The sequence below is a fragment of the Sporolactobacillus sp. THM19-2 genome (assembly GCF_004153195.1).
Taxonomy (GTDB): domain Bacteria; phylum Bacillota; class Bacilli; order Bacillales; family Sporolactobacillaceae; genus Sporolactobacillus.
On sequence record NZ_SEMC01000004.1, the window covers coordinates 102,862 to 120,638 of the forward strand.

Genomic DNA, 17,777 nt, shown 5'->3' on the forward strand with positions numbered 1-17,777 from the left:
CATTCATTCAATGATCTGAAATGTTCCGTGCAAAGCCGGGCAGATTTTATAGGTTTTATTTTTACGGTAAGAAGTAAAAGAGTGGTACAGGCGCCGGAAGTGTCATGCTGGCTGAAAGAACTGGGTGATGGCGCCGGGAAGAAGCTGGTTGGCGTATTTGCTGATGATTCTATAGAAAAGATTTCAGACGTGCTTGGACATGTGGCATTGGATGTGATCCAGCTGCATGGTCATGAATCACCGCAGGAGGCCGCTGATATACGCAGAACGACTGGCGTAAGCGTCTGGAAAGCCATTCATCACGGACCGGATACAGTAGAAATGATGCATTCGTACGGTGGAATGGTCGACGGATTTGTGATCGATACAAAAGTGAAGGGTATGATGGGCGGAACCGGAAAAACATTTGACTGGAACAGTGTCCCTGCTTATGAAGCTGAAGCAAAAGAACAACATGTTCCCTGTCTGATTGCCGGAGGTGTCAAGCCGGAAAATATCCAACATCTTCTTGCTTTCCAGCCTTCGGGGATTGACATCTCATCCGGTATAGAAAGCCATTTTCGGAAAGACTGTCATCTGATGCGGAAAATCGAAGAAAAGGTGTGGATAAACGATGCTCAAACAGCCTCAGACTGAGACAATGAAGCCAATAAACAGGAAGGGCCGTTATGGAAAATTCGGCGGCCAGTATGTACCGGAAACATTAATGCATGCGCTGCTGGAACTGGAGAAGGGGTTTAACGAGGCGATTCATGACTCGCACTTTCTGGAAAAATACCATCAGATTCTTCAGGAATACTCGGGGCGTCCCACTCCCGTTACCCTGTGCCGGAGGCTGAGTGCTGCAACAGGTGGTGCAAAAATCTATTTAAAGAGAGAAGACCTCAACCACACCGGTGCTCATAAAATAAATAACGCAGTCGGTCAGGCACTCCTGGCGAGGAGGATGGGAAAGAAAAATATGATCGCTGAAACCGGAGCAGGTCAGCACGGTGTGGCTACAGCTACAGTGGCTGCCTATTTCGGAATGCCCTGTAAAGTATTTATGGGTGCGACAGATGTAGAAAGACAGGCATTGAATGTTTTCAGAATGAGACTGCTTGGAGCTGAAGTCGTATCCGTTTCAAATGGGAATGGAACCTTGAAGGACGCAATCAATGAAGCACTGAGATACTGGGCTGCTCATGTCGAAGATACGGCGTACATTGACGGCTCAGTTGTCGGTCCGCATCCTTATCCGATGATTGTTCGTGATTTTCAGCGGATTATCGGTGATGAAGCCAGAAAACAAATGATGGATATGACGGGCAGGCTCCCCGATGCAGCATGTGCCTGTGTAGGTGGAGGCAGCAATGCCATGGGGCTGTTTACCGCTTTTCTTAAAGATAAGGTTAAACTGTATGGAGCAGAAGCCGGCGGAAAAGGTACGGAAACAGGAGAACATGCAGCGACCCTGACAAAGGGCAGTTTAGGTGTTATACACGGGGCGATGACTTATCTCCTTCAGGATAAGAACGGGCAGATCACTGAACCTTATTCCATATCTGCAGGGCTTGATTATCCCGGAATCGGTCCGGAGCATGCCTTTCTGAGGGATTCCGGGCGGGCTCATTATGAGGCAATTACAGATGATGAAGCGATCGATGCACTGCTGAAGCTGAGTAAATACGAAGGTATTCTTCCGGCAATTGAAAGTGCACATGGCCTTGCGCTCGCCATGAAAGTGGCCAGAAAGATGGACAGATCTCAGTCAATACTGGTCTGCCTGTCGGGGCGTGGGGATAAAGATGTTCATACCGTATGGCATGTACTTGAAAAAAGAAAATCGGAAAGGGGGCTGGAAGAATGAGCCGTATGAACGAATATGTGAATAAAGAAAGAGGCATGATGTTTATACCATTTATTACAACCGGTGATCCGAATGCGGAAGCCACAGTGGATCTGGCTTCTGTGCTTCAGGATTTCGGGGCAAGTGCATTGGAACTTGGTATACCCTATTCAGATCCGCTGGCTGACGGACCTGTGATTCAGCGGGCATCCAGACGGGCACTGGAGAATCACATGACCCTGCTAAAGGCTTTGCGTCTTGTTAAACGGATGCGTGAAAGCGGAGTGAAGATTCCGGTCATTATCTTTACTTACGTCAATCCTCTGCTTCAGCTGGGTATTGAAACGTTCTTTCATGAAGCAAAAGAGAACGGGGTTGATGGATTGCTTGTACCGGATCTTCCGTTTGAAGAAAGCCATGAACTGTCGGAACAGTGCCGGGTACACCAAATAAGCCTGATTTCACTCGTTGCCCCAACGACATCGGATCAGCGTCTGACTGCCATCTGCCAGGCTGCACAGGGATTTATTTATTGTGTCTCATCGCTTGGTGTGACCGGGGTACGCAGCCACTTTCACCCCGATATTTTTCCCTTTCTGAAACGTGTCCGGGCGGCTTCCAGCCTTCCCATTGCCGTAGGATTCGGCATTTCCTCCAGGGCTCAGGTCGATGAACTCAGAAATTATGCCGATGGATTCATCGTCGGCAGCGCCATTGTTTCTCAGATAGAGAAAAGAGCAGATGGGCTGCGCAGCGAAAATCGCCAGGCGGCTCTGGATGAGATCAAACATTATCTGCAGGACACGCTGCCGGCAGCAGAACAAGTTGCGGGCAGAAGGACCGTTTGAAAACGGCCGGTCATTTAAAAATTTCTAAGCAGCCTTGTACACGTGAGGCTGCTTTTCCTGTTATTTCAGTCTGTACCTGGATCACACTGTATAAACGGTTCCTGTGAACATATGAAGTTCGGAAATTCTTCTCGATTTACAGGGCTCACTTCTTGATGTCCGGCCTGTCATTGACTAATATGATAGTAGGAGAACATGTGTCCAGGCTGACGCGCAGGGGGTTCAGGATCAATGAATAAATTGGAAACAGCAAACGCTTTGCTGGAGAGCGGACAGACTGACGAAGGATTAAAAGTCCTTCGTGAACTGATTCAGCATGGAGATGATGACACTTTATATGGAGCCGCGGCCATCTTTCATGATTATGGCTTTCAGGATGAGGCATTAAAGGTTTACAGCATGCTGCTCGGAAGATATCCGAATGACAGCGATCTTCTCTTGCAGATATCGGATTTACTTATCGATCAGAATAAAGAAGACCGTGCCATCGAGTACCTGTCAAAAATTCATCCACTGGACGAAAATTACCTGAGCGCTCAGATGATGCTTGCTGATTTGTACCAGCAGGAAGGATTGGATGAGGTTGCTGAGAATAAACTCATTGGTGCACTCAAAATAGCACCCCATGAACCGGTTCTGCTTTTTGCCCTTGGAGAATTTTACCTGTCCATCGGCGATGCCGGAAAAGCGGTCCTTTATCTTGAAAAAGTACAAAACGAACCGAAGCTTGCTGATCAGAATGTATCCTTGAAACTGGCAGAGGCACTCAGCCTTTACGGCGAGTTTGAAAGGGCCCTGAAAGCCTATCGAAAGGGGCTGAAAAAGGAAAAAACACTGGACGGTCTTTTTGGATACGGTGTAACGGCTGCTAAAATTCATCATGATAAAACAGCGATAAAAGCGCTTGAAGAACTGAGAGGTCTGGACCCGGGATACAGCACACTCTATCCGGTTCTCGCCCATTCTTATGAACACGAAGGTCAACTCGACAAGGCTCTGAAAATTACAGAAGCAGGCCTTCAGTTTGATCAATACAATGACCGGTTATACCGGGAAGCAGGGGAACTTTCCATAAAGGTTCATCAGCGGGATAAAGCTGGCGAATTTTTTAAAAAGTGGTATGAGCTGGATCCGGAAAATGTTGAGGCACTGACCAGACTTGTTGAATTAAAGTCTCAGGATGAGGATTACGACGGAATTATTGAACTTCTTGGCAAACAGGAACCGGACGATCCCATGTTGATCTGGTTTCTTGCAACGGCATATAACAAAACTGATGAACTGAAGAAGGCATGGAAATACTACCAGTTGAGTGCTGATTCTTTATCCAATAATCCCGAATTTCTGGAAGAATACGGTGAATATCTGAGAGATATGGGAAAAAGGAGGGAAGGATTGCAGGCTCTTGAAAAATCTGTCAGATTAAATCCTGAAAATCAGGAACTGGCCGATTTTATCGAGCGACTGAAGCAGGATGATTCATTGTAAAGGGCGAATAAATTTGTATCAGATCTTTCTGTCACTTTGCGAGACAATCAGAGGGGATGATCAAATGAATCAGATCGTATCGGTAACTCAGAAGAAAACGTTTATAAAGTGGTTGCTGGATCAAAAAGTGGTAAAAAACAGGGAAACGGTCTGGCTGCTTAATTATTTAGCAGGTCATGATCAATTACTTGGACTGATACATTTTTCGGATAATCTGGCAGGTTGTAACAGAACGATCACTATTTCTACTGACAACCCAACTGGTGAAATTTTTACTTATGTTAAGCACCATGTTGTAACCCATGATCCGGAAAAGGCATTCCATGATTTGAGACTGAATCAGGAAGAGGCCGTGTTTATCAGGCTGGAATGTCGATCTATACATGGATTGCCGGAATATATTGACGTGCTGGAGGATACTCCTGGCGTTCATCAATCAGTTCATGAGAAATATGGGGAAGCTGCCGAACACGTCGCAGGAGCTGCTGAAAAAGCCTGCGCTGAGAAAAGATTATATAAAGCAATTAATGAGACACTTGATCAGGGTGATAAAGAAGGGTTTTATCACCTTACAGCTGAGCTTAAAACTCTGAAACAGCATAAACACTGAGCCGGACAATTATTTATTATACCATCCGATGTAAGCGTATACAATATGGTGCACAGCTGCTGTTCGGTCTACTTGCTCCTGTCTTCTCATATAGTTGTACAAGGATTCCAGGGGAGGACAGGTTATGAAATCTGAACAGACAGCTTTTCTGTTTTGCCTGATACTGTTTCTGATATTCATTTCCGGATTTTATATTCCTGATGAAAAACAGAAGAAGACGGATAACGCAGAACTGATCGGGCTGTCGGATCGTATCTATCAATATACCGCCGCAAATCAAAACGGAATATCGAAAAATTTACTCGATCAGTATCATGTGGCACTTGCCGATAAAAGGAAGCAATTTGCTGAAGACGATCGACGGGTTCTTGAGACCCTGTCCAGCCGCCTGAAACTTCTTCTTCGGAGTGACGTAAATAATAAGGAAGCTGAAGAAGCGGCACTGGCGTTACGGCTGGGTACTGATGCTTCTATCTCGGACAGTGATCCATTATGGAAAAACATGTATCCACGGATAGCAGGGCTTATGAACACGATAAAAGAAGCGGTAGAAAATGACCGGGATCCGGCGGTTATCCGCAAAGAATTTAATCAATTTCTAAATGTTTATGCCTCAGTTTATCCTTCACTTTACATTGACAGCACGAATGATAAGCTGATGACGACAGATGAACATATTGCCCAACTGTCGCAGGAGACATCGTCAAACATCAGTAAGAAGGAATGGCTTGCTAAAGTATCGGAAGTTGAAAAAGATTTAAATCAGATTTTTACTCGCGAAGAAAGCCTGCCTGAAAATCCCGGATCTGATCTATTGGTTTTCGTTTCCGGAGGAGCCCTGATTGCTGTTCTTACTTACGTATCCTGGAGAAAGTATCATGCAACAGTGGTACGTAGACAGAAGAGATGAACTTTTTAAACATTAAATGAAAAGTTTTTGACAAAACAGCAAAGTCTGACTAAAATTGACTTTATAGAGAACTTGGAGGAATGTGCATGCTACAATATCTAATTTACATGGCCATCTTGCTGCTAATCCCTTTGTGGGCGCAGATGCGTGTCAAATCAACGTACAGCCGTTTCGCACAGGTAAGTAATTCGACCGGACTTACCGGTGCGCGAACAGCAAGAAAAATTCTGGATGAAAACGGGTTGTATGATGTCACTGTCAGAGAAGTTCAGGGAACACTGACCGACCATTATGATCCCCGTGATAAATCAGTCAATCTGTCAAGCGACATTTATCACAGCGCAACAATTTCCGGGACTGCAGTCGCCGCTCATGAAGTCGGGCATGCCATTCAGGATGCAAATGATTACACCTTTATGCGCGTGAGATCAGCTTTGGTTCCGGTTGCAAATCTGGGATCCAATCTATCCTATTTTCTGATTATCGCCGGGTTCCTGTTCGGAGCTATGCAACTCGCTACACTTGGCGTGATTTTCTTCGCTGCTGCTGTCTTGTTTCAGCTGGTCACACTGCCTGTAGAATTTGATGCCTCTGGCAGGGCTTTAAAACAGGTTGTGTCACTCGGAATCATACAGGAAGATGAACGGAGAGGGGCTAAGAAAGTTCTGTCCGCTGCAGCAATGACTTATGTAGCCGCAGCACTTGTCTCTGCGATGGAACTTATCCGTTTCATTCTTATGATTTTCCTGGCAAATAATCGCGAAAACTAAATGATGATTGTGAAACGGCCTGTACCATTCGGGAACAGGCTGTTTTTTTGTGCTTTAAGAAAGAAAAATTTTTTGTTGAAAAAGGGGCAGGGAAAATAATCCTCCGGCGGGGCCTCGCGACTTGTTATTCAGCACGTTTTTCTACATTGACTTTTTTTAAAACTGTATTAAAATGAAGTGGTTTGGGCGCATGCCCACGTGGTTCGAAACCATCCCACGTTTATCAAAAAACTAAGGAGGGATTAATAAATGAAAATCAGATTTATTGCAATTAATGCGCTGGTAGCAGCTGTGTATATTGTTCTCACTTTTGCTGTCCAGCCGGTTGCTTTTTATGCACTTCAGCTGCGACTCCCGGAAATGCTGAATCACCTGATCGCATTTAATAAGAAGTATTTTATCGGTATTGTCGTCGGCGTATTTATGGCTAATCTATTCTTTTCGCCTCTGCTTCCATATGATCTGATATTTGGTACCGGGCAATCCGTTGTGGCTCTTCTGATCTCAATCCTTTTGATTAGCAGGGTGAAGAACGTGGTAGCGAGAATGCTGATCAATACGGCTGTATTTTCCGTCACGATGTGCATTATTGCATGGGAACTGACATTGGCCGGTGTGACAGAAAATGTTCCTTTTCTTCTCAACTGGCTGACGCTTGCGGCTGGCGAAGCCATTGTCATGCTGGTTGGGACAGCTGTTTTCTATGCTGTCAATAAACGATTACACTTCGAAAAACAGATATAATCCAAAAAGTGCATTGATCTGATCGTCAAAAGTCAGATTTGTCTTTTATGCTCTTTATGCGGTGACGGAAATCCGAAAATTTGAACTGACCCCCTGAAGTTGGACAACAAAATTCAACTTCAGGGGGTTTTACAATGACCAAGTATTCCATTGATTTTAAGGTGAAAGTGATTGGTGAGTATTTCGAAGGGATGGGATGTGCCTCATTGTGTTATAAGTGTCATATTCCATCTGATAAAACCGTTTTAAGCTGGGTGCATCGCTATCAGGCAAAAGGTATGGCAGGAATTAAAAGTTGTGATCAACGGCCGGAATATACCTGCAATTTTAAGCTGAAAGTATTACAACGGATGAGGGAGAACCATTCACCACTCAAAGTACAGCTCTTCATTTCAATATCTCTTCACCGTTTACGATCTATCAATGGGATCGACGGTTTGAAACAAGGGGGTGTGGATGGACTAAAAAATAAGCGAGGACGCCCGCCAATGGGGAAAAATAAGCACCTGGACCGTAGAGCCAGCAAGAACGACAAGGCCAAAAATCCGCTTCAGTCTGACGCGCAGCGGCTCAAGGATCTTGAATTGGAAAATGAGCTTTTCGGATTGAGAATGAATACTTAAAAAAACTAGATACCTTAGTTCACTAGAGAGCGCAACGCGAGCGGAACAAACGCAAATCGTTACGGAGCTAAGGCAGAACTACTCTCTGACCCATATTCTGCAGGTGGTGAAGCTGTCTAAGAGTGTGTACTACTACCAACTCCATCGCAAACAACAGGATGAAGATGAGTGAGGGGCGAATCACTGCCGAAATTATGAATGTGAAGCTGGATAATCCGGATTATGGCTATCGGCGTGTGATTCTGGACCTGAACAGCCGCCATTTCACGGTGAATCACAAAAAGATTCAACGCATCATGAGAGCAGAAGGCCTTCAGTCGATGGCGTACACCAAACGGATCCGTAAATACAATTCTTATGAGGGGACCGTTGGTAAGATCGCTAAGAATCACCTGAAACGCCGGTTTATGACCGATCGTCCTTACCAGAAACTGTTCGCTGATGTATCGGAATTTCGATGGGGTCACCAAACCATCAAAGAACGGCTCTATCTTGAACCCATTATGGATCTCTATTCTGAGTAAGCGTCAAATAATCGACACCTTGCATAAATAATCCCCACCTGAATCAAGCTCAGATGATTCATATTATTTAACTACAACTTGAAGGATAGAAAAGTGGCCCTATTTCTCGCTGGTTCTATGTTCTTCCTGGATAAATTAGCTCAGGCTGCCACTTTGGTCAGCTGTTTCTGATAGTTGGACGGCAGTTTTTTCAGAAACCTTTCCATAATTTGATCCATGGCTTTCTCAGACAAAACGGGTTCATTCTCGAAGGCCTCCTGGAATAAGTCGATGAGTTGTCGGATCGCTTCGGTAAAGGTGATATCGGTGAGTTCATCGACCATGAGGTAGAACAGCTCACCCAGGGCCTGGTCGTCCTCCTGTTCGCGGTGTTGGTCCAGAAAAACGTCCGCACGTCCGAATAATCATTCGGGGAACCCCACCGAAAAACTGCAGGGCATGGATATGAGCGGTTATCCAGCTTGGTGTATCCATGGATAGAAATGCCTCGACGTAAGCATATTGACTACAAGGTAACACAGATATGAAAACGTAAGCAGGAATGGTCTGTCCGGTGATTAATCCTGAATTGAAGCAGTTTGACCTGCCCAATCCACTTCCATGGCTTCACCAGGCTGTCTTTTAATTCTCATGGTTGCTTTGGTCTTTATCACATAGCTGTTGTAAAAACGACAGAATTGCCGATAACTGTAAGGGATCTCCTTGTTTTGTCTGCACGTTTCTACATATTCATGCCAAAGTAATGACAGGGTCACTCCGCTTCGAGCCATTTCCTGGTGGAGATAGTTACAGTCCGGTGGACGTCTCATCTCAGATCGATGCTTTTCAGGAAAAAGAATACTCTGAAGTTCAGGATTATCCATTTCCTTATCCAGTGGCCATGAGACTCCTTTCTCTCCAGCCCGCCTCAGGACACTGCCAACGGTATTCTTCGAACATCCGCAGCTCGAAGCAATATGCCGATGGCTAAATCCCTGAGCAAGCAGCTTAAAACTGTGTCCAACTTTTGGGGCTCACATCAATTCCGGTTTTCTGACCACCGTTTTTTTTGTGTTTTTTGCAAAGAAAAACAAGCCGCTGGCGTTGCCCGCGACTTGATGATAATCGGTATATTTTTACTTCAACTCTTGCTTATTTCAAACGCTCTTTCAGTTGACAGCGTTCGTTGAAAAAAGCTTTGTAACCGATCTGAACAAATAGAAGAACAGTCAGCGAGGCACCGCCGACAACACCCAGCATGATGGCAATTTGATATCGGATGGCTGACAAAGGAGAAGCACCTGCAATAATTTGTCCTGTCATCATACCTGGAAGAAAGACAATACCCATGCCAACCATCGAATTGATGGTCGGAAGCATGGCGCTGTCGAAGGCCTGATTGATAATCGGACGTGCGGCTTCCTTTGGCGTTGCTCCGAGCATAAGAGCAGATTCAACCATCTTTCTCTTTGTGCGCATTCCATCCAGTAAGGTGTTTACACCCAGTGAAACGCCTGTCATTGTATTACCGATGATCATCCCCCCGATTGGGATCACAAATCTCGGATTATACCAGGGAGAGACACTGAGTGTAACAAGAACGAAGTAGGCCAGTGTGCCAACGACACCGATACTCATTGAAAGTGCTATTTTTTTCTTTAATTCCCGATCGAGCGGATCATTTACGCGCCGGTAAATATTGTAGATGGCGAATACCAGCATGAAAATCAGAATCAGGATCGTAAACAGGGGATTTGCATGACCGAATATGTATGCAAGGATATAGCCAATAATCATCAGCTGAATAGTCATTCGGATTGTGGCAATCAAAATTTCTTTTTCCCGTGGAATTTTTCTGATCCTGACGATGATCAGAAGTACAATAATAAAGACATAGGCAGAACCAAGCTGCCAGAGCGGCAGATCATTACCGTTCAACTGTTCCACCTTCCTTAATCACGTGCCCATTTTCAATTTCAATGACCTGTTCAGCAAATTCCCGGACGACTGCGGAAGAATGAGTCACCATAATCAACGTACTCTTACTGGCTTTCACATGATCGACGACCTTTTGCAGAACAAAGGAAGTTGTCTCTTCATCCAGGGCTGATGATGGTTCATCAAGCAGAAGGATCGGGGGATTAATCAGCAAAATTCTTGCCAGGGATACGCGCTGTGCTTCGCCACCCGACAAGGAATCACTGTCGTCATCCAGAGACTTGTGTAACCTGACCAGATCAAGTAATTCTTTCAGGCGACTGTCTGAAACAGGAGGCTTATCTGAAAACTTAAGGCCGATCAGGAGATTCTCCCTCACATTTCCCGGAAACATAACAGGAGTCTGAGACATCATGACAATCCGTCGTCTGAGTTCAATCGGGTTCCATGCATTAACTGATTTTCCAAGCACCTCGATCGTTCCATATTCAGGGCTGATCATGTTATCGATCATTTTCAGAAGCGTTGACTTTCCACCTCCGCTTTCCCCGATGATACAGGTAACCACACCGGAATTAATCGCTAATTGGTCGATTGAAAGGATATTTTTATAACGCAGATTCTTGATATTAACAACGGGTAATGCACACAATGCCACTCATCCTTTTGGTTTAATTTTCCATAAATAATCTGCGATCAGCTGATCGACAGCCGGATTCTCATGAAGTTTGCTGTGCTGCGCATTTCTTCCATAAATAATCTTTTCAGAGTAATATTCCGGATTGAAAAAATACTTTCCGAAGAACGCACTCTGAAGACGTACAACGCCGTCACTCTCAGTATGACGATTGTTCACACCGGCAATTGCAAGAACATGGAGATCACGGGGAATTCGTGCACGATATTTATAAAGTGCACTATTCGATTTTAATTGGTCGAGCGAAAAATCTGTTTTATTCGGGCCGCCGATCCAGTCGAAAGGAGCAGCAATAGCGACAAACTTTTCCGTTTTGGGATATGCATCGGGATTCCTGGCGGTCTCAAGGTAACAGGTAAAAGCTTTTCCGCCCATGGAATGAGAGACAACGTTCATTCTGTCAATCCCTTTGGTTTTCAGAACGCGAAAGGCTGAACGCAGCCATATACCCTGCTGCTCCATCGAGGCATGATTGTCGGTGAACAGGATCTGAATCAGCGGGATCCGCTTATTTTTCATATTTCCACTGACGGTAACCGAGCTGTCCGGATCGATCCGGACAACAAATGCCCGCTCCGGTCCATGATAATGAGCAGAGAGCCGGTTGAACATGGTTCGGAAAGAACGCTCTGAACCTTTCCATCCATGAATAAAAACGGTGGGTATCTCCTGATTGTACGCCTTGACCTCAGACTGAGACGCATCATATTCCGGATCGGATAGCCGGGTCTTATCAACGATCTCAACTATTACAATAACACTGAACAGACTTAAAATAAGAATGGCAAAAACATATGAAAATTGCCTTCCTGTAAACACTTTTCTGTCTTCATCCTCTTCTCTCTATATTTTCAAAGAAATTAAATTTAGCATATCTCAAAATCGTGATTTTTAAAACCCTCAATTTCTATGATTCCATTGACAGGTGAAGCTCAGAGACTATAATTGACCATACACTAAAAATTTTAAATATAGAAAGAAAACAGAAAGGATGTTTACACATGGTGGAAAAAACAGAAGAATTAGCACAGGATCTCTATGAGGCTTATCAAACAGGAAGGGCACTCCGGTGGGAGGACTATCGTCAATCCGGGCTTGATCCTGAAAGTGCCTATGATGTGCAGCATGCCTTTAACAGCCAGAAGGGAGAAGCTGTTAAAGGATATAAAATCAGTCTGACCAGTAAACAGACACAGGATATGTTTCATTCTGATTCGCCGCTTTATGGGCAGATTGTTGCATCGGCTGTGCTGAAAGATGGTGCTGAACTTTCCCTTTCTGAATTGAACGAACCCTTGCTTGAACTTGAACTGGAATTTACAGCTGAGGAAGATTTGTCTGTTGACGACGATGAAGAAACACTGCTGAAAAAAACAAGTATCGCACCGGGGATCGAAGTCCCTGATTCCCGCTTCGGAGACTGGTTTCCGAAGTTACCACTGGAACTGGTTATCTCAGACAGTGCGGTATGCGGCCGGGTTGTCGTCGGACCGAAAGCGCCTGAACTCACGGTGGATCAGTTGTCTGATATACATACGTCCGCTACGTTCAATGGTCAGGCATTCATGACCGGTGTTTCTTCCGAAGTGCTTGGCAACCCGGTAAAAGCTTTGAAATGGCTTGTAACCAGACTGGCACGCGAAGGGAAAAAAGTGACAAAAGGTACGACAGTGTCTACCGGGACGTTCTGTCTTCCTGAGAAACTGAAGAAAGGTGACTATGTCGCAACATTTGACCACGGTGTTGGCACAGTAACCCTTCATGTCAGGTAATTCATCAGATGATGATGCGACCTCCCGAAAAACTGACATCAGAAGATCATGATATAATAATGAACGATAGATGATGAGCAGGAATGGGGAGATTTTTTGACTGAAAAACCGAGACTTGTAATTATTGACGGAATGGCTTTACTTTTTCGGGCATTCTATGCCACTGCTGTAACCGGACAGTTCATGTTTAATGATCGTGGAATGCCAACAAATGCAGTGCAGGGATACCTCCGTCATCTGCTTCTTGCCATAGAATATCGCAGACCGACACATGTAGCTGTATGCTGGGATATGAAGGAAAAGACTTTTCGTCACAACTTGTTTCAGGCGTACAAGGGAAACAGGGCAGCGCCACCTGTCGAACTGATTCCTCAGTTTGCACTGGCAAAACAAATGACAGAAGCCTTTCACATACCAAATATTGGTTTGAGCGGATATGAAGCAGATGACTGTATAGGAACGCTTGCAAAAAAATATCAGGAGATGGCAGATGTCTCCATTTTTACTGTTGACCGCGATTTACTTCAGCTGTTGGATAATCATATTGGCGTTCATATCCTTCAAAAAGGGTACGGCCATTACAGAAGCTATACCTTCGACGCATTTTCGGATAAGTATGGTGTGACTCCGCGTCAGTTCATTGATGTAAAAGCGCTGATGGGAGACTCAAGCGATGGCTATCCCGGGGTACAGGGGATTGGAGAAAAAACAGCTTTCAAACTGATCCGTCAGTTCGGGAGTATCGACTCACTCCTTAATCAGCTGAATCTTCTGCCGAAAGGCCAGAGAAATAAAATCTCCACGAACCTGGACATGCTTCGGGTATCGAGAAAACTTGCAGAAATATATTGTAACGTACCCCTTTCCTTTACACTGGACAGGTCGCTTTATCAGGGAATTCCCGAACATTTTTTTGATCGTGTTTCCTCGCAGGGGATGAAACTCGTCCAATATGATTTGATTCGGATTAAAAGAAGGGAAGATAAAAACAGGGCAGTGAATTAATTTGCCAAATCTGGCATCAGACTGCTGCATCTTATGTTTTTCGCCTGGCATGGGTCACCTATGCCGGGCTTCTTTTATGGGTCGATGTCCCTTGTTCCTTTCTGGAGTCAATAAAGTGAAACTTCAATCAGTGGGGGGGTTACCGCAGGATAAAAAAGGAAGTACCGAGCGATAACAACATTTTTTCTTTGAAAAAGTTTGATTATTTGACAAATTTTTAAGTTTTTGATGAAGGAGATGTCCGCTTATACAAAGAATTAATTAATTAAGTAATTTATCTCATACAGAGGTGTGGACAAATGATAACTGTTGAAAATAAGCCACCATCATATCCAAACGATATTGATCTCTATTTGTTTCATGAAGGCACCCTGCATGAAGGTTATAAAGTGTTTGGCGCACACTATGAGAAAAACGGAGATGTGGAAGGATTTCGTTTCACCGTCTGGGCACCGAACGCTAAATGGGTTTCAGTAGTCGGTGATTTCAACCAGTGGAATGCGGAGAAAACCCCACTGAAACCTGTTGCCGGTTCCGGAGTCTGGACAGGTTTTGTCGAAGGGATGGGAGAAGGAGAAAAATATAAATATGCCCTGAAGCCTGGATCCGGACCCACTTTTTTTAAAGCTGATCCTTATGCATTCTTTGCGGAAACCCGGCCGAACACGGCTTCTGTGACGACCAGACTGGACCATTATAAATGGACAGACCAAAAATGGATCAGATTAAGAGAAAAAACAGATCTCTTTCACAAACCGATGGTCATTTATGAATGCCATCCCGGATCGTGGAAGAAAAAAGCAGACGGCAGTTTCCTGACATACAGGGAACTTGCGGATGAACTGGTTGATTATGTGGCTGAACATGGCTTTACACATATTGAACTGATGCCGATCATGGAGCATCCATATGACCGTTCATGGGGGTATCAGATTACTGGATATTTTGCGCCCACCAGCCGTTTTGGCCGTCCGGAGGATTTTATGTATTTTGTAGATACCTGCCATAACCACGGTATCGGTATCATCCTCGACTGGACACCCGCTCATTTCTGCCGGGACAGCCATGGACTTGGTAAGTTTGACGGAACGGCGCTGTACGAACCGGCGGATCCGATACTTGCGGACAGACCGCAGTGGGGAACTTATAACTTTGACTTTAACAAGAAAGAAGTAGAGAGCTTCCTTATTTCAAATGCCCGTTTCTGGCTGGATGTTTATCATGTGGAAGGATTCAGAATGGATGCCGTCTCCTCAATGATCTACCTGAATCATAACCATGACCTTCCCTGTGAGTTAAAGAACAGGTTTGGCGGTGAAGAGAATCTTGAAGCCATTGATTTTATTAAAAAACTGAATACGTCCGTGTTTTCCAGATTCCCACATGCTCTGATGACTGCAGAGGAAGCAACAGATTATCCGCTTGTCACTTCACCAGTGGATTCAGGTGGACTGGGCTTTAATTTTAAGTGGAATATGGGCTGGGTACATGACATCCTCAAGTACATGCAGCTTGATCCCGATGAGAGAAAAAATCATCATCAGCTGATTACTTTTTCCATGCTGTATGCTTACTCGGAAAATTTCATCCTTTCTTTTTCGCATGATGAACTGGTTTATGGTAAAAAATCGCTTCTGAATAAAATGCCGGGGGACATGTGGCAGAAATTTGCCAGTCTGCGCGTCCTCTATGGTTTGTTTATGACTCATCCTGGGAAGAAACTGTTGTTTATGGGCAGTGAATTCGCACAGTTTGATGAATGGAAAGACCTCGAGCAGCTGGACTGGAACCTTTTTGATTATGCGACCCATCGCGCTTTTAACCATTATTCAACAGCGCTGAATACATTTTACAGCGAAAATTCCTGCTTATGGCGTCTTGATTTTGAGGAAGAGGGCTTTGAATGGATTGATCCGGATGATTCAGAACAAAGTATCATCAGTTTTATCAGAAAAGGAAAGCGTAAAGGAGATTACTGCCTGGTCATCTGCAATTTCACGCCCAGGGTGTATCAGAACTTTCGAGTTGGTGTTCCATCACAGGGACCGTTTCTTGAAATGTTCAACAGTGACAGAAAAGTATTCGGGGGATCAGATCAATACAATGGAGAACCCATACCCGTTGAGGAAGTACCGTTTCATCATCGTCCATACAGCATGTGCATCACAGTACCACCACTTGGCATGGCGATTTTCATGAAACAGACTAAAAAAAGGAACAGGATGCTGAAAGAATTGGAGAAATAAAATATTTCGGCCTGTTACAGAATGGGAAGGAAACGCGAGATGAATATTTTATTTGCAGCTTCTGAATGTGCCCCTTTTTTCAAAACCGGAGGATTGGGTGACGTCGTTGCTGCACTACCGAAAGCTCTGCAACGTAAGAACCTGCATGTTGATGTGATCCTGCCGAAATATGAAGATATGCCGGTCAGATTCAAAAAAGAGCTGACCTTTTTACAGTATATTGAAGTGCCTGTTGGCTGGAGACGGCAGTACTGCGGAATTGAATACCTGGATAAGGATGGTATACGGTACTATTTTCTTGATAATGAATATTACTTTAAGCGGCACGGCTGTTATGGATATGACGACGACGGGGAAAGATTCGCCTTTTTCTCCCGGGCTGTACTGGAGGCTCTTCCGCATCTGGACAAACGGCCGGATGTACTCCACTGCCACGACTGGCAGACAGGACCGATATGCGCGCTCTTGAAAAGTGAATGCTTTCGTTCTGATTTGTATTATGAGAACATCCGTACGATATTTACCATTCACAACCTCAAATATCAGGGTATCTATCCAAGATCTGTTCTCTATGATCTGTTGGGGTTAAATGACCAGTTCTTTACAATAGAAGGTCTGGAATTTTATGGATGTGTCAGTTATATGAAAGCAGGGCTGGCTTACGCAGATTGTCTGACAACCGTAAGCAGGACTTACGCCATGGAAATTCAAACTCCCTATTATGGAGAGAAACTGGACGGCTTTCTGAGGTCAAGAAGTGATGCCCTGCACGGGATCTGCAACGGTATCGATCTGGAATCGTATAATCCAGTGACGGATCCTCACCTTTTCGCACATTACAGGGATGCAGAAGGGAAAAAGGCCAACAAACAGGTGCTTCAAAAAAAACTGCATTTAATGGATCACGCAAACATTCCAATGATCGGCATGATCACACGGCTGACAGAGCAGAAGGGGGCAGATCTCGTCCTGCGCGTTTTTCACGAAATCATGGCGCTCAATGTCCAGTTTGTTTTGCTTGGTACCGGAGATCCGCGATACGAAGCCGCATTTCGTTATCTCTGTTCTCAATACCCTGGAAACGCTTCTGCAAATATCTTTTTTGATGAAGGACTGGCGTGTCAGATCTATGCATCTTCCGATTTGTTTCTCATGCCGTCAAAATTCGAGCCCTGCGGCATTGGTCAGCTGCTTGCCCTGAGATATGGAAGTCTGCCGCTCGTCAGGGAAACAGGCGGACTGAAAGATACCGTCCAGCCGTACAATGAATACGATGATTCCGGTTACGGATTCAGTTTTTCAAATTATAATGCGCACGATATGTTGTTCACCATCAAACGCGCAGTGAATTTTTATCAAAAGGACAGGGCTCTCTGGAGGAGTCTGACAAACCGTGCCATGCGGCTTGATTTTGGCTGGGAAACTTCAGCTGAATCCTATAAAAATCTTTATGAATCTTTATTTGATCATTGACTGAAGCAGGGCATTTCTGAATTAGGCACGCTTATAAAATATTTCAGAAATTTATTATAATATATATATTTCATCCCTATTTTTGTAATATAATTAAAATGTAGAAAATTTTATCCGATCCGGTTCATATTCCGGGCTTTCAGCACTTCCCGCAAAAAAATCAGTGTAAGCGGTTGCCTGCTTTGGTTTTCACAATCACGGGAGACAACATAAATTTCAGCAATAAAGATGAAGATACCCGGATGAGTTAGATCATATGATGAATAATGATCAACGAAGCAGGCAAAGGGGGTGGAAGGAAAAAGGCTGGAAAATGCCTTTT

General features: G+C 44.5%; 18 protein-coding genes and 1 riboswitch. Of the genes, 14 read left to right on the plus strand and 4 right to left on the minus strand.

What is annotated here, in order from left to right; genetic code table 11:
* Positions 1-27 precede the first annotated feature (27 nt).
* From EWH91_RS05135 to EWH91_RS05180, 10 genes are all read left to right on the plus strand, one after another.
* Positions 28-636 (plus strand): phosphoribosylanthranilate isomerase, encoded by a 609-nt coding sequence (locus EWH91_RS05135; RefSeq protein ID WP_326407525.1) that lies wholly within the window; start codon positions 28-30, stop codon positions 634-636.
* A complete protein-coding gene (trpB, locus tag EWH91_RS05140; RefSeq protein ID WP_129928957.1) occupies positions 614-1,849 on the plus strand; it encodes a tryptophan synthase subunit beta in 1,236 nt (411 codons plus the stop codon). Before EWH91_RS05135 ends, trpB begins: the two co-directional genes overlap by 23 nt.
* Positions 1,846-2,676: a tryptophan synthase subunit alpha gene (trpA, locus tag EWH91_RS05145; RefSeq protein ID WP_129928958.1), complete on the plus strand. Its 831-nt coding sequence runs from the start codon at positions 1,846-1,848 to the stop codon at positions 2,674-2,676. Before trpB ends, trpA begins: the two co-directional genes overlap by 4 nt.
* Positions 2,677-2,907: 231 nt before the next feature.
* The gene (locus EWH91_RS05150) at positions 2,908-4,164 is read left to right on the plus strand and encodes a tetratricopeptide repeat protein (RefSeq protein WP_129928959.1); all 1,257 of its coding nucleotides are present in this window, start codon (positions 2,908-2,910) and stop codon (positions 4,162-4,164) included.
* A gap of 64 nt (positions 4,165-4,228) precedes the next feature.
* A complete protein-coding gene (locus EWH91_RS05155; RefSeq protein ID WP_129928960.1) occupies positions 4,229-4,774 on the plus strand; it encodes a YpiB family protein in 546 nt (181 codons plus the stop codon).
* Between the two features lie 124 nt (positions 4,775-4,898).
* Positions 4,899-5,684 (plus strand): sporulation protein YpjB, encoded by a 786-nt coding sequence (locus tag EWH91_RS05160; protein WP_129928961.1) that lies wholly within the window; start codon positions 4,899-4,901, stop codon positions 5,682-5,684.
* Between the two features lie 86 nt (positions 5,685-5,770).
* Positions 5,771-6,454, plus strand: a complete 684-nt coding sequence (locus tag EWH91_RS05165) for a zinc metallopeptidase (RefSeq protein WP_129928962.1) — start codon at positions 5,771-5,773, stop codon at positions 6,452-6,454.
* Between the two features lie 192 nt (positions 6,455-6,646).
* Positions 6,647-6,695, plus strand: a riboswitch (PreQ1 riboswitch).
* An 8-nt stretch (positions 6,696-6,703) separates the two neighbouring features.
* A complete protein-coding gene (locus EWH91_RS05170) occupies positions 6,704-7,198 on the plus strand; it encodes a QueT transporter family protein (protein WP_129928963.1) in 495 nt (164 codons plus the stop codon).
* A gap of 134 nt (positions 7,199-7,332) precedes the next feature.
* Positions 7,333-7,821 (plus strand): transposase, encoded by a 489-nt coding sequence (locus EWH91_RS14720; protein ID WP_240697261.1) that lies wholly within the window; start codon positions 7,333-7,335, stop codon positions 7,819-7,821.
* A 164-nt stretch (positions 7,822-7,985) separates the two neighbouring features.
* Entirely contained in the window at positions 7,986-8,345 is a 360-nt protein-coding gene (locus EWH91_RS05180) for an IS3 family transposase (RefSeq protein ID WP_165364246.1), read from the plus strand.
* Positions 8,346-8,485: 140 nt separating this feature from the next.
* On the opposite strand, the gene EWH91_RS05185 is transcribed toward EWH91_RS05180, so the two are convergent.
* The 4 genes from EWH91_RS05185 to EWH91_RS05200 all read right to left on the minus strand — a co-directional run bounded on the left by EWH91_RS05185 (position 8,486) and on the right by EWH91_RS05200 (position 11,778).
* Positions 8,486-8,668: a hypothetical protein gene (locus tag EWH91_RS05185; protein ID WP_129928965.1), complete on the minus strand. Its 183-nt coding sequence runs from the start codon at positions 8,666-8,668 to the stop codon at positions 8,486-8,488.
* Positions 8,669-9,476: 808 nt separating this feature from the next.
* Positions 9,477-10,262 carry an ABC transporter permease gene (locus EWH91_RS05190; RefSeq protein WP_129928966.1) on the minus strand — a complete coding sequence of 262 codons (786 nt, stop codon included), beginning with the start codon at positions 10,260-10,262 and terminating at the stop codon, positions 9,477-9,479.
* A complete protein-coding gene (locus tag EWH91_RS05195) occupies positions 10,252-10,914 on the minus strand; it encodes an ABC transporter ATP-binding protein (RefSeq protein WP_240697262.1) in 663 nt (220 codons plus the stop codon). The genes EWH91_RS05190 and EWH91_RS05195 overlap by 11 nt, the downstream gene beginning before the upstream one ends.
* A 6-nt stretch (positions 10,915-10,920) precedes the next feature.
* Positions 10,921-11,778: an alpha/beta hydrolase gene (locus EWH91_RS05200; protein WP_129928968.1), complete on the minus strand. Its 858-nt coding sequence runs from the start codon at positions 11,776-11,778 to the stop codon at positions 10,921-10,923.
* 182 nt (positions 11,779-11,960) lie between these two features.
* On the opposite strand from EWH91_RS05200, the gene EWH91_RS05205 reads away from it, so the two are divergent.
* The 4 genes from EWH91_RS05205 to glgA all read left to right on the plus strand — a co-directional run bounded on the left by EWH91_RS05205 (position 11,961) and on the right by glgA (position 17,455).
* Entirely contained in the window at positions 11,961-12,731 is a 771-nt protein-coding gene (locus tag EWH91_RS05205) for a 2-keto-4-pentenoate hydratase (RefSeq protein ID WP_129928969.1), read from the plus strand.
* A gap of 96 nt (positions 12,732-12,827) precedes the next feature.
* A complete protein-coding gene (locus tag EWH91_RS05210) occupies positions 12,828-13,736 on the plus strand; it encodes a 5'-3' exonuclease (protein ID WP_129928970.1) in 909 nt (302 codons plus the stop codon).
* 299 nt (positions 13,737-14,035) lie between these two features.
* On the plus strand, positions 14,036-15,982 hold the full coding sequence (gene glgB / locus EWH91_RS05215; RefSeq protein ID WP_129928971.1) for a 1,4-alpha-glucan branching protein GlgB: 1,947 nt from the start codon (positions 14,036-14,038) through the stop codon (positions 15,980-15,982).
* 39 nt (positions 15,983-16,021) lie between these two features.
* On the plus strand, positions 16,022-17,455 hold the full coding sequence (gene glgA, locus EWH91_RS05220) for a glycogen synthase GlgA (RefSeq protein ID WP_129928972.1): 1,434 nt from the start codon (positions 16,022-16,024) through the stop codon (positions 17,453-17,455).
* Positions 17,456-17,777 lie beyond the last annotated feature (322 nt).